This is a genomic window from Streptomyces millisiae (assembly GCF_031845425.1).
Lineage (GTDB): Bacteria > Actinomycetota > Actinomycetes > Streptomycetales > Streptomycetaceae > Streptomyces > Streptomyces millisiae.
In genome coordinates this window covers 24,416-45,178 of the sequence record NZ_JAVREM010000013.1, presented here as the reverse complement: position 1 = coordinate 45,178, position 20,763 = coordinate 24,416, and the positions used below count along the sequence as shown (strand labels likewise).

General features: G+C 71.6%; 15 protein-coding genes and 1 pseudogene. 5 read left to right on the top strand and 11 right to left on the bottom strand.

Annotation, left to right across the window (positions count from 1 at the left end; translation table 11 throughout):
- Positions 1 to 180 precede the first annotated feature (180 nt).
- On the top strand, positions 181 to 4,197 hold the full coding sequence (locus tag RNC47_RS13530) for a phage tail protein (RefSeq protein ID WP_311598624.1): 4,017 nt from the start codon (positions 181 to 183) through the stop codon (positions 4,195 to 4,197).
- Between the two features lie 25 nt (positions 4,198 to 4,222).
- On the top strand, positions 4,223 to 4,906 hold the full coding sequence (locus tag RNC47_RS13525) for a hypothetical protein (protein ID WP_311598623.1): 684 nt from the start codon (positions 4,223 to 4,225) through the stop codon (positions 4,904 to 4,906).
- A 498-nt stretch (positions 4,907 to 5,404) separates the two neighbouring features.
- Here RNC47_RS13525 and RNC47_RS13520 read toward each other — a convergent pair whose 3' ends face one another.
- The 8 genes and pseudogenes from RNC47_RS13520 to RNC47_RS13485 all read right to left on the bottom strand — a co-directional run bounded on the left by RNC47_RS13520 (position 5,405) and on the right by RNC47_RS13485 (position 14,308).
- Positions 5,405 to 5,809 (bottom strand): type II toxin-antitoxin system VapC family toxin, encoded by a 405-nt coding sequence (locus RNC47_RS13520; RefSeq protein WP_311598622.1) that lies wholly within the window; start codon positions 5,807 to 5,809, stop codon positions 5,405 to 5,407.
- On the bottom strand, positions 5,806 to 6,036 hold the full coding sequence (locus RNC47_RS13515) for a FitA-like ribbon-helix-helix domain-containing protein (protein ID WP_311598621.1): 231 nt from the start codon (positions 6,034 to 6,036) through the stop codon (positions 5,806 to 5,808). Before RNC47_RS13515 ends, RNC47_RS13520 begins: the two co-directional genes overlap by 4 nt.
- A gap of 120 nt (positions 6,037 to 6,156) precedes the next feature.
- Complete coding sequence (locus tag RNC47_RS13510) at positions 6,157 to 7,086, bottom strand: type IV toxin-antitoxin system AbiEi family antitoxin domain-containing protein (protein ID WP_311598620.1); 930 nt, start codon at positions 7,084 to 7,086, stop codon at positions 6,157 to 6,159.
- 137 nt (positions 7,087 to 7,223) lie between these two features.
- Positions 7,224 to 7,874 (bottom strand): annotated as a pseudogene (locus tag RNC47_RS13505) (peptidoglycan recognition protein family protein); the annotation flags it as partial.
- Between the two features lie 23 nt (positions 7,875 to 7,897).
- Positions 7,898 to 9,967 carry an AAA family ATPase gene (locus RNC47_RS13500; RefSeq protein ID WP_311598618.1) on the bottom strand — a complete coding sequence of 690 codons (2,070 nt, stop codon included), beginning with the start codon at positions 9,965 to 9,967 and terminating at the stop codon, positions 7,898 to 7,900.
- Positions 9,964 to 10,770, bottom strand: a complete 807-nt coding sequence (locus RNC47_RS13495; RefSeq protein WP_311598616.1) for a DUF4255 domain-containing protein — start codon at positions 10,768 to 10,770, stop codon at positions 9,964 to 9,966. Before RNC47_RS13495 ends, RNC47_RS13500 begins: the two co-directional genes overlap by 4 nt.
- 19 nt (positions 10,771 to 10,789) lie before the next feature.
- Positions 10,790 to 13,480, bottom strand: a complete 2,691-nt coding sequence (locus RNC47_RS13490; protein ID WP_311598615.1) for an HYR domain-containing protein — start codon at positions 13,478 to 13,480, stop codon at positions 10,790 to 10,792.
- A gap of 186 nt (positions 13,481 to 13,666) precedes the next feature.
- Positions 13,667 to 14,308, bottom strand: a complete 642-nt coding sequence (locus tag RNC47_RS13485; protein WP_311598614.1) for a helix-turn-helix transcriptional regulator — start codon at positions 14,306 to 14,308, stop codon at positions 13,667 to 13,669.
- A 230-nt stretch (positions 14,309 to 14,538) separates the two neighbouring features.
- Between RNC47_RS13485 and RNC47_RS13480 the strand changes: the two genes are divergently transcribed.
- A complete protein-coding gene (locus RNC47_RS13480; RefSeq protein WP_311598613.1) occupies positions 14,539 to 15,897 on the top strand; it encodes a COG1470 family protein in 1,359 nt (452 codons plus the stop codon).
- 27 nt (positions 15,898 to 15,924) lie between these two features.
- On the opposite strand, the gene RNC47_RS13475 is transcribed toward RNC47_RS13480, so the two are convergent.
- Positions 15,925 to 16,716: an eCIS core domain-containing protein gene (locus tag RNC47_RS13475; protein ID WP_311598611.1), complete on the bottom strand. Its 792-nt coding sequence runs from the start codon at positions 16,714 to 16,716 to the stop codon at positions 15,925 to 15,927.
- Positions 16,717 to 16,930: 214 nt separating this feature from the next.
- Between RNC47_RS13475 and RNC47_RS13470 the strand changes: the two genes are divergently transcribed.
- Complete coding sequence (locus RNC47_RS13470) at positions 16,931 to 17,569, top strand: sensor domain-containing protein (RefSeq protein ID WP_311598609.1); 639 nt, start codon at positions 16,931 to 16,933, stop codon at positions 17,567 to 17,569.
- Between the two features lie 23 nt (positions 17,570 to 17,592).
- Here RNC47_RS13470 and RNC47_RS13465 read toward each other — a convergent pair whose 3' ends face one another.
- Together RNC47_RS13465 and RNC47_RS13460 are read right to left on the bottom strand one after the other, a co-directional pair.
- Positions 17,593 to 18,123, bottom strand: a complete 531-nt coding sequence (locus RNC47_RS13465; protein WP_311598607.1) for a hypothetical protein — start codon at positions 18,121 to 18,123, stop codon at positions 17,593 to 17,595.
- Positions 18,124 to 18,278: 155 nt separating this feature from the next.
- Positions 18,279 to 19,553: an MFS transporter gene (locus tag RNC47_RS13460; protein ID WP_394814775.1), complete on the bottom strand. Its 1,275-nt coding sequence runs from the start codon at positions 19,551 to 19,553 to the stop codon at positions 18,279 to 18,281.
- 92 nt (positions 19,554 to 19,645) lie between these two features.
- Here RNC47_RS13460 and RNC47_RS13455 point away from each other — a divergent pair, with 92 nt between their 5' ends.
- Complete coding sequence (locus RNC47_RS13455; protein ID WP_394814774.1) at positions 19,646 to 20,662, top strand: LysR family transcriptional regulator; 1,017 nt, start codon at positions 19,646 to 19,648, stop codon at positions 20,660 to 20,662.
- The last annotated feature ends 101 nt before the right edge of the window (positions 20,663 to 20,763 follow it).

Sequence of the window (20,763 nt, the reverse complement as noted above, 5' to 3'; positions counted from 1 at the left end):
GGCCGCACCCACGTACAGAGCGTGCTGCCCGAAGGTGCACCGGCCTCTGCCCGGCGCGATTCCCCGATCCGGGCGCGAACGATCTCCGCCGGCCGCCATCCTGGCGGCCGTGGCCTGGTGTCGGTTTCGGTGTCCGTTTCGGTGTCGGTTTCGGTCTCGGTACGGGGGTGAGGTGATGCCGTGAAGGCCCCCAAGGCAGCTTCGCAGCAGCCCACCACGCCCAAGGACCGTCCGCAGCCGCCGGCCAGGACCCCGGCCACCACCACGGCCGCCCCCGTCTCCGCGCCCGCGCCCGCCCCCGTCGGAGGGCTCTCCCCGGGGGGCGTCCGGGCGCTGCAACGCGCCGCCGGCAACGCGGCCGTCTCCCGCCTGGTCGCCCAGCGGTACGTCGAACCGGTCAAGCCACCGCCCGCCCAGGCGCCCGGCTTCCGCAAGGTCCAGCAGGACGTCACCGCCAAGAAGACCAGGCTCGCCGCCCACCAGCCCGCCGCCACCGAGTCGCGGTCCGCCCAGGACGCCGCGGTCGCGCCCCCGAACGACGTCGAGGCGCAGGGCAAGGCCGCCAACGCCGAGAAGATGAACCAGGCCAAGCCGGGGGAGTTCGACAAGGCCGCCTTCATCGCCGCCGTCAACGAGGCGATCGACAAACAGGCGCCGAAGAACCTCGAAGAGGCCGACGAGTTCGGGGACTCGGGCAAGGCCGACCAGATCAAGGAGTCGGTCGACGGCAAGGTCTCGGACGGCAAGGAGTCGTCGGCCGAGGACATCGCCACCACCACCGCGGCCCCGCCCGACACCTCCCAGGCGAAGGAGAAGCAGGTCACGCCGATGACGGCGGACCAGGCCCCCGCCAACCCCGGCGCGCCCAGCGCCGCGGACGCCACCCCGGAGAAACAGCCCCCCGAGGTCACGGACTTCTCCGCGGGCCCCGCCGAGACCAACCAGAAGATGGCCGACGCGGAGGTCACCGAGGAGCAGCTCGCCAAGGGCAACGAGCCGCAGTTCAACGAGGCGCTCTCCTCGAAGAAGTCCGCCGAACAGCACTCCGCCACCGCCCCCGCCCAGGGCCGCGCGGCCGAGAACGCCCAGCTCGACCAGACCAAGGCCGCCGCCGCCCAGGAGGGCGCCAAGGCCATGAACCAGCTCACCCAGACCCGGCAGCAGGCGGGCCGGCAGGTCGACAGCGGCAAGGGCGAGACCAAGTCCAGGGACGAACGGCGCCGCGAAGAGGTCACCGCCAAGCTCCAGAGCGTCTTCGACGCCACCAAGCGGGACGTCGAGGGCACCCTCAAGGGCCTCGACCGGCTGGTCGACGACCAGTTCACGTCCGGGGAGAAGCAGGCCAGGGACGCGTTCACCGCCGACCACGAGCGGCGGATGAAGGCGTACAAGGACAAGCGCTACGGCGGCTTCCTCGGCCCCGCCAAATGGGCCAAGGACAAGCTCCTCGGCATGCCCGAGGAGGCCAACCAGATCTACCAGCACTCCCGCCGGCTGTACGTCGAGAAGATGCGGGGCGTCATCTCCGGCATCGCCGACACCATCGGCCGCGAGCTCGGCAGGGCCAAGGACCGCATCGCCAGGGGCCGCGCGGAACTCAAGGCCGCGGTCGACAAACTCCCCGCCGACCTGCGCCAGTTCGGCCAGGAGGCGGCGGCCGACTTCGCCTCGCAGTTCGACGACCTGGAATCCCAGGTCAACGACAAGTCCCAGGAACTTGTCCAGACCCTCGCCCAGAAGTACACGGAGGCCCTGAACGCCGTCGACGAGGAGATCAAGAAACTCCAGGAGGCCAACAAGGGCCTGGTCCAGAAGGCCATCGACGCGGTCGTCGGGGTCATCCAGACCATCCTGGAACTCAAGAACATGCTGCTCGGCATCCTGGCCAAGGCCGCCTCCGCGGTGATGAAGATCATCAAGGACCCCATCGGCTTCCTCGGCACCCTCGTCCGCGGCATGAGTCAGGGCCTGCAGAACTTCGTCTCCAACATCGCCACCCACCTCCAGACCGGCCTGGTCTCCTGGTTACTCGGCACGGCCGTCAAGGGCGGCATCGAGATCCCCGCGAAGTTCGACCTCAAGGGCATCATCCAGCTCATCGCCTCCCTCCTCGGCCTGACCTGGGACACCATCCGCGCCAAGATCGTCCGCCGGGGCGTCCCCGAACAGGCCATGACCACCGTCGAGTCCTCGGTCCCCGTGGCCGGCGCCCTCGCCAAGGAGGGCCCCGCCGGCGCGGTCGACGAGATCAAACAGGACACCGGCGACCTCAAGTCCCAGATCCTCGACGACCTCAAGTCCTACCTGATCCCCACCGTCATCATCGCGGGCATCACCTGGATCATGTCCCTGCTCACCCCCGCCTCGGCCTTCATCCGGGCGGTCAAGGGCATCATCGACATCGTCACCTTCATCGTGACCCAGGGCGCGCAGATCCTGGAGTTCGTCAACTCCGTCCTCGACGCCGTCATCGCCATCGCCAACGGCGACACGGCCGGCGCCCCCAAACTCATCGAAACGGCCCTCGCCAACTCGATCCCCCTCCTCATCGGCTTCCTCGCCGCCCTCGTCGGCATCGGCGGCCTGGCCAACAAGGTCCGCTCCGTCTTCCAAAAAGTTTCCCGCCCGGTCAACCGCGCGATCGACAAGATCATCACCAGGATCGCCAACGCGGGCAAGAAACTCTGGCGCAAGATCAAGAAAAAGAACCCGGGTAAGGACGACAGTCCGGAGGGAAAGAAGGACCGACTTGATAAAGGGCTGCGCGATGCGGTCAATGCGGTCAACGAACACAATGGCCAAGTGGTGGACGACTCCGACCTCCGCCCGTTGCTCGCTCCAATCAAGAGAAAATATAAATTGACCGAGCTTCGTCCCAAAAAGAGGGCAGAGAAATGGGAGATCTACGGTCGTGTCAACCCGGATGGCGTGGAGTCGACATATGCGGAAAATGTCAAAAAATATGTAGAGGCGATTCCGGGGGAGCTTTCCGGGTATGGGAAAGATCTTTCTGTGAAGATCCGGGACCGCTGGTGGATAGACCAGCTGGAGGAGGCGAAGGCCTGGAACGACATCGGAGTTCTTGACGGCTTCGAGGGGGAGGCTGTCGATTATCTGAGTACAGACATGGTCAAGGGAGATCTCGAAGGTTTCTTCGACAAGGGGAAAAATGGTGGTATTAAGAGAAGGAAAGGGCCGGACTCCGATGAGTTCAAGGGCTACGCTCTCCATGAGTTGAATCCGAATCCCATTCACTCTGTGCGCTCTGGCTTCTATGAGAGGTTGAGCGACAGTGCTCGTGCCAAGCTCAAGGGATCGGCGACTGAGGAGGTAAAGGCGAGTGCCTCCCTGAGCGCGAAGCTTGAAAAATTGGACTTCTCGGAGGATAGGAATTTCGGTCGGTTCTCGTCTCTTCCGGTACCCAAGCGGGAGGTGGATCCGCAATTGAAGGAAGCTGCCGGTGCTGGGAAGATCGGGAAGTTTTTGACTGAGATGGTCACGCCGGGAGAATCGGGGGGCGTCTCGTGGGGGCGCCTCCAGCAGTTGTGGAACGAGAAGGGGGCGGGGGAGAACCCGCATCGAAAGTTCCTGAAGGGGGAGTTCCGCCGATTACAGCCAGGTCACCATGAATGGGTGCCCACGGACATGATGATCCGAATGGTGGAGACGGCTATCGACCAGGGCGCGACACCTCAAAGTATGAGATGGCTAGAGCTTCAAGATAAGCTCCGTTCGTTCACGACTGACGTAATCTGGGAGATACGCCCCTCGGTCGCGGCAGGTGAAATTGAGAGTCATGGGATGGACGCCCATGTCGGCGCTTTCGAGACGCATGCCGGAGACTTCATCTACAACGGGCGTGACAAGAAGTGGCACGACAGCCTTCGGAACTATTTCGAGGATTTTATTGCCGGTAACCGTGATGGCGCGCCCGCAGAATTCCTGGACAAGCTCATTCGGCTTTTGAGGGACGGGAAGTTGATGTGGAACGGGAGTACGGCTGACTTCTCGGAGGAGCAGAAGAACCTTCCGATCAAGGCGGTCTATAAATCCATTCTCATTGATGCAGATCGAGTGGGCGAGGGTGCGCAGCTGGAAAGACCGTTTACTGTAGCGGAGCTTGGGGAAGCACAAGAGCGGGCGTATGCTCGTGTTCTGAATAAGTTTGAATCGCTCTATGAATACTTCTCATCCTAGATGAACCTAGATGTATGGGGGTGGCATGGAAGGCGAAGCTGATCCTGCTTTCGTGAAGGCGATTGCGCATGAGGTGGGCCATCAGGGGCCGTTTTCGCGATCGGATCTCGCGAATATTGACGAACTCTACATCAGGAATGCCAGAAGTCTTGCGGGGATTGAACGCTGCTCTTCGGTGGAGATCCTTATTATCGTAGGATGTGACCCCGTGAGAATCCGTGACCTGGTTTCACTCTCAAGTTTGCGCTCGCTCACCATCAGAGATAGTGGTATCAGTGATCTGCAAGGAATCGCTGAGCTCGCCCTGAGAAGCTTCACCGCGCCCCGGAACTTTATCGGCGACGTCTCAGATCTTCTTTCTTGCGGCCGCCTGCAAAGCGTGGATCTCACAGGGAATCCGCTATCGGAAGATTCCTATTTCGAGGTCATCCCCACTCTGCGTCGAAAATTGCGACAGGTGCAGTACTCCGAAGAGCTTGAATGGCGGGTGACTGTCCACCTTCATCAACACGGGGTACCGGTTTCTTGTTATGCAAGTGACCGCGGGTACAGGTTGTGCAGGCCCGGGTTGCGCCTAACTGGCTCGCCCGAGTTCGCGCATCCCGTCATCACGGAGGAAGGTGTGCGAGAGCTGTTGCGGGATCCAGAGAGTGCATACCGTTACTTCGACCGTGACGATTTTCTCGTCCCGAGTAACCGTAGTTCTTGAGTGGGTGACGGCGCAAAATTCACCGACAGGGGCTGGGGCTGCCGTGGAAGCCCGCCTGCGCATGGGAAGAAAAGGCGACGCTGGCGAGATTGATTCCGTAATTGACTACGGCAAGCCCAGATCGAAGATCCGCATCCAGAACGGCAGGCGCCTCCTTGGAGGCAACAACATCGGCGCTCCTGCAACCACACGACGCAGCAGCTGGTCGCAAAGTCCATTTTCTCGTCAGTGTGTGGATGTCACTGCGAATTGGGCAGCAGAGCCCCTGTTAGACCTTCGGTCGCATAGAAAAACCGAGCATTTCCCGGAGGGAATCGAGGGTAATGAGTTCTGTCTCCTCCGGAGCATCCTCCGAGAGGTGGCGGGGTGACGTGCCCAGGCTATTCCCCCTGTTTGTTGGGAAAAACCAAGCACACGCTAGAACACCCCAACCCCGGGCCGGCAACTTGAGAGTCAGGTGGATTGGTGCCTGAGCGACGGCGAGCGGGCGACGTGTGCTCAGATCTGTGGCTCGGTGAAGGTCTCGATGGGGCAGCGGGCTCGGCCGGCGCGGGCGATGCGGGTGTCGCTGGTGATGAGCGGGACGCCGAGCCCTTCGGCCAGGGCCACGTAGGTGGCGTCGTACGGCGACAGGTTGCTCCACAGCTCGCGAACGCGCGGCAGCACCGGCATGTGTTCCATCCTCCTGATGGGCAGGAGGGCGAAGGAACCCCAGGCGACGTCGAGTTGGGCGTCGGTCAGCTTCCCGCCGCGGTGGTGGCTGCGCAGCGCCGAGGCGACCTCGACATCCAGCAGGTACGGCGCGGCCAGGCGCTCCGACTCGGCGCGCTTGCGTACTGCCTCACCCACCGGGCCGGCGTCCGCCACGAGATGGACGACGGCACCCGCGTCCACCACGATCACGTGCGCTCACGTCCTGACTCGATGTCGGCGAGCACGTCGCCCGTGGACAGCCGGGCGGTCACCCGCTCCCTGATGCGTGCGATGACGTCCTCGGTGGTCGGGGTCGCCGCCTCCTGCTCCAGCAGGGTCCGGGCGTACGCCTGGAGGGACTGCCGATTTCGGGCGGCTCGTATCTTGAGCTCGGCGAGCGCGTCGTCGGACAGGTCGCGGACGTAGAGAGTGTCCATGCGACTACTTTGGTCGCAGTGCTTGCAGACTGCTAGCAGCTGTGGGGGGACGCGTGCCCGGTGCGACGCATCGCACCGTCTTGGGCCGCGGTGGTGGCTCCGCCGTCGCAGCCGGGGGGATCAGGGGGCGCGGAGTGCCTGGCGGAGGGGGGTCAGGATCGACTGCTCGGGGGTGTGGGTGTCGGCCCAGGTGAAGCGGAACAGGGTGAGGCCGGGGAGCAGGCAGGCCAGGCGGTTCTGGCGGGTGCGGTCGCGGTACAGCGCCTGGGGGGTGGTGTGTGGGCCGGTGCCGTCCGCCTCCAGGGCGACCAGGTGGTGGGGCCAGCCGAGGTCGATGCGGTAGCCGCAACGGTGGTGGGGGTCCCAGATGGGCCATTGGAGGAGGGGCGGGGGCAGGCCGCCGTCCAGGCAGATGAGGCGGATGCGGGTCTCCAGGGGGGACTCGGCGCGGTGGTCGGCCAGGCGCATCCAATCGCGGGCCCGGGGTGCGCCTGGGCGGCCGGAGAGGTGGGAGAGGACGGTCAGGCGGTCAGCCTCGGTCAGCAGTTTCTGGTGGAGGGCGGAGTCCAGGGAGCTGACGGCCGCCTCGCGCGGGAGGTGGAGCAGGAGGTCGGCGCAGGTGCGGGCGGGGGTGGTGAGGAGGATGCCGCGCAGCGAGGTGCGTGCCTCGGGCGGGACGAGGGTGCGGCGGACGCGGAGACCGGGGCGGCCGCGGATCTCGTGGCCGGGTGGGGCCGCGAAGTGCAGGGTGTCGTCGTTGGGCAGGCCCTGGATGTCCAGCAGGCGGGCGGCGGTCGGGCCGGCCGCCACCAGGTGCGGCCCCGCCGTGAGGAGCACGCCCCGCACGCGTGCACGAAGCGACGGGCCGCACGGGTGGTGCCCCACCCAGAAGGTGCCCTTGGCCAGCCGTTGCCAGGTGCCCGAGCGCACCATCCCGCGGATGGTGCCGCGCCCGACACCGGCCTCGTGCAGTTGGGCGGTCGTCAGCACGTGATCCTGACGGGCCGCCAGAGTGCGCACCCGCTGTAGCGTTTCGTTGCGGAGAGTCATGGCCTCACTATGGCTCCCGGCACTGACATTCACCCGTCGTCCGGGCGGCGGTGGACCAGGGTGCCGCGTTGGGGGGTGTCGTCGGCCGGGGAGGTGTCGGGGGCGGTGCTGAGGGGGCGGGGGGTGGTGGCCTCGGCGAGGGTGGTGGCGACCTCGGTGCGGAGGCGGGGGAGGAGGGCGTGGAAGACACCCGGGCACTGGGTCGAGTTGAAGTCGCGGTGGCCGTAGATCTCGGTCGGCGGGATGCCGTAGCGCGCGCAGACGTGGGCGCACAGCAGGGTGAGGGAGCCCCACTGGAGGTCGGGTGGGGTCGCGCCGGCGTGGTAGGAGCCCTCGTTGGAGATCGCGATGGCCTCGAAGTTCTGGCGTCCGCCGGCGGTGTGGGCGCCCAGCACCAGGCCGGTGCCGGTGGTGAGGGTGGCGAGGCTGTGGTGGCGGCCCTCGGTGATCCAGCCGCCGCGGGAGACGACGAAGTGGTAGCCCGTGTCGGACCAGCCGTTGCCGTCCATGTGGAGGTTCTGGACCCGGCGGGCGTGGGCGTGGGCCTGGCCGCGGGAGAGGTCGTCGGTGTTGGCGGTCACCGTGTGGTGGATGACGATCTTGTTGGGGTTGGTCCTGAGGACGCCGATGGTGCGCGCCGGGGGGCGGGCGTTCCAGTCCGCGCAGCTGTCGATCACGGGGTGGACGAGCGACGCCGCTCTGCCCGTGGACGGGAGGACGACGGTGGCGGCGGCGCCGGCGGTGCCGGCCAGCAGGAGGCGGCGGCGGATCGGGTGCGCGTCGGGCACGGTTGCTCCTCTCCGGGGACGTCTCAGTGGTGGAGCAGCTCCAGGTAGGGGCCGAACTCCGAGGCCAGGGTGAGGCGGCCCAGCTTCTGGTACTCGCGTTGGACGGCGTGGATCAGGTCGGCCATGGTGACGGGGCGGTCGGCGGCGGCGGCCAGGTAGGCGGCGGTGACGGCGATGGAGCGGATGTTGCCGCCGGCGAGTTCGAAGGAGGTCGCGCAGAAGTCGAGGTCGAGGTCGTCGGCGCGGGGCAGGGCGGGGCCGAGGCAGCGGTCCCAGAGGGTGCGGCGGTGTTCGGCGTCGGGGAGGGGGAAGTCGATGACGAGGTCGAGGCGGCGGGTGAAGGCGTCGTCGAGGTTGGCGCGGAGGTTGGTGGCGAGGACGGCCAGGCCGTCGAAGGTCTCCATGCGCTGGAGGAGGTAGGCGCTCTCGACGTTGGCGTAGCGGTCGTGGGCGTCCTTCACCTCGGAGCGCTTGCCGAAGATGGCGTCGGCCTCGTCGAAGAGGAGGACGCCGTTGATGCCGGCCGCCTCGGAGAAGATCCGTTCGAGGTTCTTCTCGGTCTCGCCGACGTACTTGTCGACGACGGTGGCGAGGTCCACGGTGTACAGGTCGAGGCCCAGGTCGGCGGCGACGACCTCGGCCGACATGGTCTTGCCGGTGCCGGAGTCGCCGGCGAACAGGGCGGTGACGCCGCGGCCGCGGCCGCCGCCCGGGCGCATGCCCCACTCGCCGAGCACCCGGTCGCGGTGCCGGGCGCGGGCGGCGAGTTCGCGGAGCTGGGCGAGTGGGTCGGGCGGCAGCACCAGGTCGGGCCAGCCGACGGCCGGTTCGACGCGGCGGGCGAGCCGGTCGAGGCCGGCCGCGTTCTGCGCGCGGGCACCGGCCCGCACGTGCTCGGCGCGGAGCACGCCGCCGTCCAGCTCCGCGGTCTGCGCGGCGGCGCGGGCGGCGCGGCCGATCTGGTCGGGGGTCAGGAGGAAGGGCGCGAGGACGTCGGTCACGTCGGGTGCGCCGGAGGGCGGCGGCGGTCCGTCGTAGGCGGCGTGCCAGAGCGCGGCCCGGGCGGCGGGTTCGACCCATGGGGCGTGCAGGAGCAGCGGCGGGCGGGTCGACCAGCCGGCGTCCCAGGGCGCGCGGCCGACGAGGACGGTCGGCGCGCTGAGGCCGGTGAGGGCGCGCAGCACGTCGGACCTGTCGGGCAGCAGCGCGTCGACCGGTCCCGGGACCAGGCCCGCGCCGGTGAGCCGGGCCTCGCGGGCCAGCACCCGCACGGCCTCGGCCGGGTGCGGGTCGCGGGCCAGCCGGGCCAGGTCGACGCCGAGGACGCCGCGCCCCGCGCGGTGGAGCGCGGCGGCGGCCAGCGCGGCGCCGGCGCCGCCCGCGTCCTCCCGCAGGTAGGCGAGCGGGAGGCCGCCGGCGAGGGAGCGGGCCAGCGGCCCCGGGTCGCCGATGTCGGCCGGGGCCGGCCGAAGCGGCGTCAGCAGGTCGGCGACGCGCGGCGCCGGGGTGTCGTCGCCGAGCAGATGGGCCGTGACCCGGTCGGGGACGCGGAGGGAGCGGGCCAGGAAGGGGCGTTCGGCGTCCTCGACGAGGAGCAGGCCGTGGTCGCGCAGCGGCGCCTCGGCGCCGAGCCGGGCACGGGCGCCGGCGTCGGCGGGCGGCACGCCGCACAGGCTCAGCGCCAGGCCGACGGTGGGGCGCCGGCGGGTCACGTCGTCGTTGAGGTAGCCGTAGAACTGCTCGAACCGCTCGTCCAGGTCGGGGAGCAGGGCGATGAGCAGGATCTCGGTGTCGAGGGCGGTGAGGCCGAGGTCCCGGCCGAGGGCGTGCAGCCGGGTGGGCGCGCCCTGGGCCGCGCTCGCCTCGGCCACCGACTCGGTGGCGGCGAGGAGTTCGGCGTCGGCCGGGTCGGGCGCGGCGACCGGGCGGTGGGCGTCGAGGAGGCGGTTGACCGTCTCGTCGCTCAGGTACAGGCCGCGGAACGGGTCGTCGGGGGCCGGGTCCGTCCGCTGCCTGGCGTGCACGGCGCGGCGGACGCGGCGCTCCACGAGGACGGCGCGGCCGAGCAGGTGACGCAGGCCCGGGTCGGTCATTCCCGGGCACCGTCCTGTTCGTCCTCGGCGACGCGGGAGGAGATGCCGGGGCGGGGACGACGGCCCGCCGCCCGGGACCGGTCCGCGCGGCGGGCGGCCGGGTTCGGCACGTCGGGGAGCCTGCCGTAGACGGTCTGCTCCGGGCGGTCGGCCCCGGCCCCGGCTCCGGCTCCGGCCCCGGCCCCGGCCCCGGCCCCGGCGTCGGCGGTGGTGGGGCGGGTGGCCGGCGGGATGCCGGAGAAGCCGAGGCTCAGTCCCTCGTCGCCGACCGGCGGGCCGGCGGCGTAGACCGGCGACTCGGTGACCGGCACGCTGACCACCAGGTCGAGGGAGGGCTTGAGTTCGCCGCCGAGGGCGCTCCACACGTCGGCGAAGGAGCGGTCCTCCGGTGGCGGCAGCGCGATGGTCAGCGGGATGGGGACCACGGCGCCGGCCAGTTCGCCCGTGAGGCGCCCGGGCGGCAGGGACTCGTAGCGCAGCAGGCAGGACAGGAGCGAGGAGAGCAGCCGGTGTTCGTCCTCGGGGCGCCTGGTCCACGCCGTGATGAGGTACGACAGCTTGAAGTAGCGCGGCGGCCGGCGCCGCGACACCACCGTGCCCCGTTCGTCGTACTCGTTGTACAGGCCGCGTTCGCGGCGGCGCATGTCCTCGCGGATGTCGTAGAGGTAGAGGTTCACGGTGGGGGCGTTGACCGTGGCGGCCCAGTCGCGGGTCGGCGCGTCGAAGACCACGTTGACCTGGGAGCCCGCCAGCGCCTCGGTCCTGAAGAGGGCGCGCAGCACCTCGTCCACCTCGTGGATCACCGTTCGTCCGTCCCCTCGCTCAGCCGCGTCCGGAGAAGTCGGGCGGCTGCAGGTTGCCCCGCACCACCAGGAACTCCTCCTCCAGCGGTTCGATGTCGAGGCCCGCCACCTCGGCCCTGAGGGTCCTCGGGCCCGTCTGGTCCCGGCGCATCACCAGCATCTGCGCCTCGAAGGTGCCGTCGTCCGCGACGACCACCGGGGCGCGCGCGGCGGTGAGGCCCGGGTCCCAGGTCAGGTCGACGGTCGCGGCGGGCGGGAAGTCCTCGCCGCGCACGACGGTCACCTCGCCCGGGGTGGCCACCTCGGGGGTGAGCGTGATCTCGGGCTGGAGGACGCGCAGCGGTGCGGTGATCTCGTTGTCGCCGGTGTCGGGGTCGGTCGCCCCGCCGGCGACGGTGGCCTCGGCGCGCACCGTGCCGTCGACCTCCGCGTCGTAGACGGCGGTCTGGGTCACCACCAGGCGGCCGCCGACCGGGATGGTGCAGGGGGCGGCGCGGGTGCAGTCGGAGAGCGCGGTCAGGGTGCGGTCTTCGGCGTCGTCGGCGGCGGGCCAGACGGTGCTGAGCACGACGTCCTCGGCGGGGGTGGGGCCGGCGTTGGTGAGGGTGAAGCGGGCCTCGTTGGCCAGCCCGGTGTAGCCGGGGCTGGGCCTGACGGTCGCGGTGACGGCGACGTCGGCCTCGTCCGGCGGCGGCTCCTCGGAGGGCGGCAGGATGGTGAAGGTGGCGGTGTCGGTTCCGGTGTTGCCCGAGGAGTCGGTCGCGGTGCAGGTCACCTCGGTGGTGCCGACGGGGAACCGGGAGCCGGGCTCGGGGTCGCAGACGACGGGCAGTTCGCCGTCGACCGCGTCCTCGGCGACGGGGACGAACTCGATGGTGGCGCCGTCCTCGGCGGGGGCCTGGACGGTGATGTCGTCGACGATGACGACCGGGGCGGTCACGTCCTCGACGACGATGGCGATGATCTGCCGGAAGTCCGGGTCGGTGCCGGGCTCGGGCTCGGGTTCGGTCCCCGGCCCCGCGTTGTCGTCCCCGTCGGGGTCCTCGCCGTCGGGTCCGGTGTTGTCGTCCCCGTCCGGTCCGGCGTTTCCGTCGGGCCCGGCGTTGGCTCCGTCGGGGTCCTCGCCGTCGGGTCCGGTGTTGTCGTCCCCGTCCGGTCCGGCGTTTCCGTCCGGTCCGGCGTTGGTCCCGTCGTTGTCCTCGCCGCCGGGGCCGCCGCCGGGGCCGCCGTCCGCGTCGCCCTCGCAGGCGTCGTGGGAGCCGCCGATCAGGCCGCCGAGGAGGCCGCCGATCAGGCCCACGTTCTCGTTCTCGTCGACGCCGCCGACCAGCCCGGCCGCCAGGCCGACCACGGCGGCCTCGCAACCGTCCGGGCCGCCCGAGACGCCGACCACCGCCCCCGCCGCGACGCCCGCCAGTGCGCCGCCGTCCTCGCCCTGCACGGCGCCGCCGACGACCCCGGCGACCACCGCTCCGCCGCCGGCGGCGTCCTCACCGCCCGCGTCGCCCTCGACCGCGCCGCCGCCCGTCAACAACCCGCCGTGCACGCTCCCGTGTCCGTCGCCGGGCCCGTCGCCGTGCCAGTGTCCCCGGCCGCGCGTGGCCTGGTACGCCTCCGCCAGCTCCTCCGGCGTCGGTTCGCCGTTGGGCGGCCGGCCGTCCAGCAGGAACTGGACGGTGCAGTTGAGCACCGAGCCCTCGGCCGCGGACTCCGCGACCTCGATCGCCTCCTCGAAGGTGGCGACCTCCCCGCTGGTCACCGTCCGGCTCGCCGGGCCGAGGGTGACGGTGAGGGCGGGGTCGCAGGCGATCAGCTCGTGGCCGACGGTGGTGGGGAGGTTGGTGAGCCCCGCCGTGACGGTCGCGCTCACCTCCGCGGAGTCGATGTCGGGGAAGAGCCGGCCGCCCGTCGCGCCGGTGACGGCCGTCCCCTGTCCCGGCTCGTGTGGCGGCTCGGTCCCCCAGTCGGCGGTGCCGTCGCCGTCCAGGCCGTCGCCGATGTCGGTCGCCACGTCCACGCCGAGGACCCGGACACCCGCCGCGGTGAGCACGTCGATCGCGTCGTCCAGGGAGTGCCCGGCGCTGGGGTCGTGGCTCGACGCGTCGCCGACCAGCACGATCACGGGGCTCGCGGCGGCGCGGAACCCGCCGGCCGCCCCGCGTCCCAGCTGCCACAGCGCGTTGATCCAGTCCTCGGCGGGGCCCGGGCTGAACCCGCCCCGGTCGGCGGTGAGGCGGTCCACCCCGTCCCGCACCGCGGCCAGGTCGTAGGTCAGTCCCTGAAGCACCTCGAACGCCCGCGCCCCGTCCACCTCGGCGTCGCCGTAGACCGCCACCGCGAAGCGGGAGTCCGGCTGCCGCTCGCGCACGGCGCCGGTGATGGCGTCGAGGTTCTCCCGCACGTTCTCGATGGTCGGCGCCATGCTCTCGGTGCCGTCCACCAGCAGCACCACTTCCGGCCTCGGCGGCACCACCGGCGTGCGGACCGTCGCCTCCGCGGTCAGCGAGCCGCCGGGGCCGAGCTCGGCCGCCAGTTCGGCGGGGGCGACGCCCGGCTCGTCGTGGTCCTCGGCGTTCACCATCGATCCCGAGGTGACCACCAGCGTCAGCAGCAGGACGCCGGCCAACAGCGGACCGAGTGTGCTGGGCCGCCGGACGGCCCTGCCGAGACCGCTCAACTGACCCTGCCGGATGCGCTCGAACCCCCGCACAGAACACCCCATTCGAGATCGGCGTGCAGACGTCCACCGTCGCCCGGCGCGGCCGATCGCGCAGTGGGGACGCAGCCAGACCTTCGGGAACGGCCCCCTGCACGAAAGGGCGGGCACCCGGTCGTGAGGGACCGGGTGCCCGCCGCGTGTCGGTTCTGGCTCGGGACGGAGCGGACCGACCAGGCGTCAGATGAGGCCCTGGCGGAGCGCGTACGCCACGGCGTGCGAGCGGTTGCGCAGGTTGAGCCGCGTCATCACGGCGTGCAGCACGTTCTTGATGGTGCGCTCGGAGTAGGAGAGCTTCAGCGCGATGTCAGCGGTGTCGTACCCCTCGGCCACCAGGCGCAGCACCTCGATCTCGCGGGCGGACAGACCCATGAAGTTCAGGCCCCTGGGCTCCAGGATCTGCCCCTGGACGCGGCCGACCTGGGCGAGCAGGTTGCCCAGCAGGTCGGGCGGCACATATCCCTCGCCCTTCGCCACGGCGCCGATGACCTGGACCATGCGCTCGGGCGTGGCCTCGGCGCGGCGGACCACCCCCACGAAGCCGCACTCGGCGGCGTTGACCAGCTGCAGCTCGTCCACGTGCGTCACGATCAGCACGCCGCGCGCCGAGGTGCCGCGCTGGATCTGCCGGAGCAGGCGGAGTACGTCGTCGTCGACGGTGTCCACGACCACCACGACGACCTGTGCGGGTTCGACGCCGTCCCGCTCGGCGAGGCGGATCTCGGGTCTGGTGCGGAGATGGCTGGCGACCCCGGCCCGGGATATGGGGTCATTGGCGTGCAGATCGACCAGGACGCGCTCCGACGTAGCGCTGTGGTTCACGTGCTTGTCCCCCAATCACGTGTTACTCCCTGAAAAGAGGTGACGTGTTCTCGTACACGTGTTTCCCGCGCCCCATCACCCCGGCGCGCCACTCCCCACCACTTGGTTCCCCGACAACCATAAAAACTGGTGGGGAAGCTTGACGATGGCTCAGAGCGCACGCCTCATTGCCCAAAAGTGTTCCTTTACAGCCGCTGTGCCCGGTGCAAGACCCCCGTACGGTCCGGGACATGACGATTTCGGCGAGCTTGGCTGAATCCTCCGTCACCGTCGAACCCGGTGCCGAGGAGCGTGTCGGGGTGCGGGTGCTGAACTCCGGCGACACCGTGGAGGAGGTCAGGTTCGAGGTGGTCGGGGCCTGCGCCGCCTGGGCCACGGTCGAGCCGGACAGCCTCTCGCTCTACCCGGGCCGCTCCGACACGGTCTTCGTGACGCTGCGTCCCCCACGCGGGCCCGAGGTCCCGGCGGGGCGCACGGTGTTCGGGGTGCGCGTCGTGCCGACGAGCGAGGCGAGCGAGACGGTGGTCCCCGAGGGCGACGTCACCGTGACGCCCTTCACGGAGGTCGCGGGCGAGCTGGTGCCGCGCAGCTCGCACAGCGCCTGGCGCGGCCGCCACAAGGTCGCGGTGGACAACGTCGGCAACGTGCCGGTGCAGGTCGCGCTGACCGGCCAGCAGGGCACCGAACGCGCGCGGCTGGCGTTCGAGCCGCAGGAACTGGAGATCCCGCCGGGGGAGGCGAAGTTCGGGCGGCTCACGGTGCGGCCGACGGCCCGGGTGTGGCGCGGGTCGCCGGTCACCCACCCGTTCCAGGCCGTCGTGCAGCCCAGGGTCGCGGAGGGCGAGACCGCGCCCCCGCCGCTCGTCCTGGACGCCGCGTACGAGCAGCAGCCGATCCTGCCGAGCTGGCTGCCCCGCGCGCTGCTGGCGGCCGTGGTGGTGGCGGGGCTGCTGGTCGGCCTCTGGTACTCGGTGCTGCGTCCCACCGTGGAGTCGGCGGCCCGGGAGGCCATCACGCCCGAGGTCGTCGACGCGGCGCAGAACGAGGCGGCCGCCGGTGGCGGCCAGTCCGGCGGTGGTGCGGACGCCGGCGCGGATGCCGGCGCGGGCGCCGACAGCGGGGGAGCGGCGCCGGCCGACGGCGGGCAGGAGCCGGCCGCGGGCGGCGGCTCGGGCGACCAGACGGGCGGGCCGGGCGGGCCCGGCGGCTCGGGCGGCGAGGGGACGATGTCGACGCCGACCAGCGACCGGCTCGAGATCCAGGACGGCGTGGGCGGCGACCCCACCGAGGGCACCGTGTACGAGGTGCCCGAGGGCGGCATCTTCGAACTCACCGACATCGTGGTCCAGAACCCGCAGGGCGACGCCGGCTCCCTGGTGATCTCCAGCCAGGGCGAGTCGCTGCTGAGCCTGGCGCTGGAGAACTTCCGCGACTCCGACTACCACTTCGTCTCGCCGATCGCGGTGCCCGCCGGGGGCGCCATCAACGTCTCCCTCGACTGCCGGGAGGTCGGCTCGCCGGTCGCCGCGCCGTCGCCCGCCCAGTGCTCGGAGGCGGTCTTCATCAGCGGGATGCTGCGCACGAGCTGACGGCGCGCGGGCCGGCGACGGGGCCGCTCAGGAGGAGGGTTCCGTCTCCTCCTCCTCGGCGGACTCGTCCGCCGCGGCACGCTGCACGAAGTCGCCCTGCACGTCCGCCGGTTCCTCGTCCTCGCCCTCGTTCTCGCTCTGCCGCTGCACGGCCGCGGTCGCGCCGGCCGGCGCTACCGCCTCAGCGGTGGGGGCGGCGGGCAGGGGCTCCGACATCGCCCGCTCGGCGTTGGCGGCGGCCTCCTGCTCGAAGCGGTCGGACGGGTCGCTGACGCGGATGCCGCCGGGCGCCTCGGTGCCGTCCACGGGCCCGTTGCGCTGTTGGATCACGTGGGTGAGCTCGTGGGCGAGGGTGGTCCGCCCCTGGTGCGAGCCCGGGTCGTAGGCGTCGCGCTGGAAGACCACGTCGTTGCCGACCGTGTAGGCCCGGGCGCCGACCTCGCGCGCCGACTCGTGCGCGGCCGGGCCGGTGTGCACCCGCACGTCGGAGAAGTCCGCGCCGAGCCTGGCCTCCATCTCGCCGCGCGCGTCGGTGTCCAGGGGTTCGCCGCCGGAGGCGAGGACGTCGTGCACCGACGAGCGCCCGGAGCCCTCCGCCTCGTCGTCCCGCTCCCGCTGGAACACCGACCCGACCGCGCCGTTGCCGACCGTCCGCTGGAGGGCGCTCATGCCGTGCCGACCCACCACCTCCGGTCGGCCGGTGACGGCCGCGCGCAGCAGGTGCGGCAGCTCGGCCGGGGTGTCGAGCGCTCCCGGAGCGTGCCGCTGCCGGGGGGACTCGTCGTGTTCGTGCTGCGGTTCGCGCTCGTGTGCGTGCATCTCGTTCTCCCCTCGACCTCAAGCGTGCGGCGCGGCGACGGCGACCGTCCAGGCCGGGCGGCGGCCGGCGGAGGCAGAGTGCGCTGCCCCAACGGGCAGCCCGGCGCGGCGCCTTGGGGGCCCGGCCCGCCCCGCCGGGGTGTACCCAGCACCACCCCACGGTGGCGTGCTGACCGGCTCGGCCCGGGCCGGGCGCGGCGGCAGAGTGGTGCCCATGATCGAGACGATGCCGGCGGGCGCCGCCGTGAAGTACCAGGGAACCTCCAGCCGCTTCGGGCGCGAACTGGCCTATCTGCTCGCCGGACTGCCGGTGGGCGTGGCCGCCTTCGTGGTGGCCGTCACCGGGTTCTCCCTCGGGCTCGGCGGCCTGGTGGCCGTCTTCGGAGTGCCGGTGCTCGCCGGCACGCTGGCCGCGGCGCGCGGCTTCGCGCGCGGCGAGCGGGCGCGGGTGGCCGCCGTCAGCGGGCGCGCGCTGCCGGAGCCGAGCTACCGGGAGCCGCGCGGCACGGGCCTCGGGCGCATGTGGCGCGCGCTGGGCGATCCGCAGGCGTGGCGCGACTGGACGCACATGGTGGTCGCGCTGCCGGTGCGGCTCATCACCTTCAGCCTCGCGGTCGCCTGGACGGTGGGCGGGCTGGGCGAGCTCTGCTACGGCCTGTGGTCCTGGTCGCTGCCGCGCGACGGCGGCGAGGAGGGGCTGCTTGACCTGGCCTTCGGCATCGACTCCACCGCCGCCGACATCGCGTTCAACACGGGCGTCGGGGTGCTGCTGCTGGCCACCGCCGTCCCGATGGTGCGAGGGCTGGCCGCGCTCCAGGCCGGGATGGCACGGGCCCTGCTGGTCCGCGCCTGAACGCGCCGCGCGGTCAGCCGGTCCTAGCGGGCCGGCGTGACCGCCGGCAGGCGGTTGACCGACGGCCGGTGGCGGTAGGAGACCACCGCCACGACCGCCAGCAGCGGCCCCCAGAAGGCCATCGGCGTGTACACCGCGGTCATCACCCAGTAGGCGGTGCCCTGCGGCGCGTCGGCCCCGCCCATCATGTCCGCCGCGTTCCACGTGAGGACGGCCCGCACCGACAGCAGCGTCAGGAGCGTCGCGCCGGTGATCGCCGGGAGGAACGACGCCAGCGGCGGGATCCGCCGACCGCCGAGCCACGGCACCCGGCCCGGCACCACCCGGCCCCACGGTCTGACGAGGCCCAGCGTCAGCAGGGCCACGCCCTCCGAGACGACGGACAGCCCGATCAGGTAGCACGCGAAGCCCGGCGATATCTCGCTCGGGTGCAGCCCGGAGCCCTCCGCGAAGCCGAGCGGCACGCCGAACGCCCCGGCGACACGCCACAACCCCGCCGGCAGCGGGGTCAGGGCCGTGACATGGGCCAGCGCGGGCAGCCAACGGGGTTGCATGACGACCTCCGGGAGGACGGCGACGGGCCGGGTCGGAAAGTCGACCCGGCCCTCAGCGTCTCCCGGGGTACCGGGGCCCGGCGTCAGCCTTCGGGATACGCCACGTCAGCATCGGGAGTGGCAACCCGTCAGACCGGAGGATGAGCCGCCGCCGGTCAGGCGAGCCGCGCCGAGGCCCGGCGGTCGGCCCGGGCCCGGCCCGTGGCGTAGAGGGTGATGCCGGCGGTGGTCAGCAGCGCGGTCAGCGCGAAGGCGACCAGGCCCGACCAGTCGGCGGCGTGGTAGATCACCGCGCCCGTGGTGCCGCCCAGGCTCGCGCCCAGGTAGTAGGCCACCTGGTAGAGCGCCGACGCCTGCGCCCGGCCCTCGGTCGCCGCGCGGCTCACCGAGCCGGAGGCCACCGCGTGCCCGAAGAAGAAGCCGCCGGTGATCAACACCATGCCGATCAGCACCAGCGCCAGCTGGTCCGAGAGGGTCAGCAGCAGGCCGGCCGAGACCGTGGTGATCGCCGCGTAGAGCGCGCCGCGCCGGCCGAGGCGCTCGATCATCGGCCCGGTGGCGGAGGCCGAGCCCGTGCCGACCAGGTAGATCACGAAGACCGAGCCGGCGAGGCCGGCCGAGAGGCCGAACGGCTCCTCGACCAGGCGGAAGCCGATCACCGTGTAGACCGCGCTGAACGCGGACATCAGCAGCATCCCGATCGCGTACAGGCGCAGCAGCAGCGGCCGCGACAGGTGCGCCCGCACCGCGCCGAGCAGCACGCGGGGCCGGAGCGGCGCCGGGCGGAAGTTCCGGCTGCGCGGCAGCAGCACCCGGTAGACGACCGCCGAGACCAGACCCATCACGGCCACCGCGGCGAGCGCGGCGCGCCAGCCGAAACCGTCGGACACCCAGCCGGTCAGCACCCGGCCGACCATGCCGCCCACGCTGTTGCCCGCGATGAACAGACCGACCGCGCCGACCGTGGCCCGCGAGTCCAGCTCCTCGGAGAGGTAGGCCACCGCGGAGGCCGGGATGCCGGCGATCGCCGCGCCCTGCAGCGCGCGCAGCGCCACCAGGGTGCCCAGGTCGGGCGCGAACGGGATGACCAGCGCCAGCGCCACGGCCACCCCGACCGAGACGGTCATCATCCGACGCCGGCCGAACCGCTCGGAGAGCGCGCTCAGCGGCAGCACCGCCACGGCCAGGCCGATGGTGGCGGCCGAGACGGTCCAACTGGACGCGTCGGCGCCGACCGCGAAGGCGGCCGCGATGTCGGGCAGCAGGGCCTGGGTGGAGAACAGCATGGCGAAGGTGGCCAGGCCGATCGCGAACAACGCGAGGTTGATGCGGATTCGCGAGGGGGGACGCTCGTCGTTCATGGTGATGGTCGGGGACGGCGCGGACGAGGCCCCCGCGGTGGCGGGAGCCTCGACTAGATCAGTGGGCATGCCACAAAAGTAGATCGGCCGATCTGATGCGTCCAATGCACAGATCTGCGAAGATCGATCCACCAGTGCATCAGTGAAGGTGAGGGGTGTGCGTGTCATCGATCGGCAACGAAGAAGACATCACCGTTACACCGGTCACACCCGGCCGCGCCGACATCTCGCCTGAGTCCTGGGCCGCGTTGCTCACGCCGCGGCTGGCGCAGTTCGTCGCCGTCGCCCGCCACGAGCACGTCACCCAGGCCGCCCGCGGCCTCGCCGTCCCGCAGTCCACGCTCAGCCGCGCCATGGCCCGCCTCGAGGAGGACCTCGGCGTGGCGCTGCTGGCCCGGCACGGCCGCCGGGTCTCCCTGACCCCGGCGGGCCGGGCGTTCGCCCGCTCCGTCGAGCGCGCGCTCGGCGAGGTGGAGCGGGCCGCCGAGTCGGTGCGTACCGACGCCGATCCGGCGGCCGGCAAGGTGGCCTTCGGCTTCCTCCACACCATGGGTCCAGAGACGGTGCCCGAGCTGATCCGCGAGTTCCGCGAGGACCACCCGCGGGTCAGGTTCGCGCTGGTGCAGAGCTACGGCGAGGACATGATCGAGCGGATGCGGGCCGGCGAGCTCGACCTCTGCCTCACCTCGCCCGTGCCGGAGGCGCCCGACCTGGTCACCAGGCGCCTGGACGAGCAGCGGCTGCACCTCGTCGTCCCGGCCGGCCACCGGCTCGCCGGTCGGCGCCGGGTGCGGTTGGCCGAGGCGGCCGACGAGCCGTTCGTCACCCTCGAACCCGGGTACGGGCTGCGGAGGTTGACCGAGGAGCTGTGCGAGAAGGCCGGCTTCAGGCCGCGCGTCGCGTTCGAGGGCGAGGAGCCGGAGACGCTGCGCGGCCTGGTCGCGGCCGGCCTCGGCGTCGCGCTGCTGCCGCCGCCGACCGTGGCCAGGCCGGGCGTCGTCGAACTCTCCGTCACCGCGCCGCGCGCCGCCCGCCAGATCGGCGTCGCCTGGCTCGCCGGCCACCCGGACACCCGCCCGGTCGCCGACTTCAAACGCTTCCTCCTCGGCCGCCGGGGCCGACTGACGTCGGCCCCAATGGCCGGCCCGCCCGGGCCTGGCGGCCCGGACCGGCCATGACGACCGCCATGCGACGCTCGGCCAGCCGCCCCGGGCCTGGCGGCCCGGGGCCCGCGCGCGCCTGCGGCACGGAGCGCGGCCGGGCCTGGCGGCCCGGAACC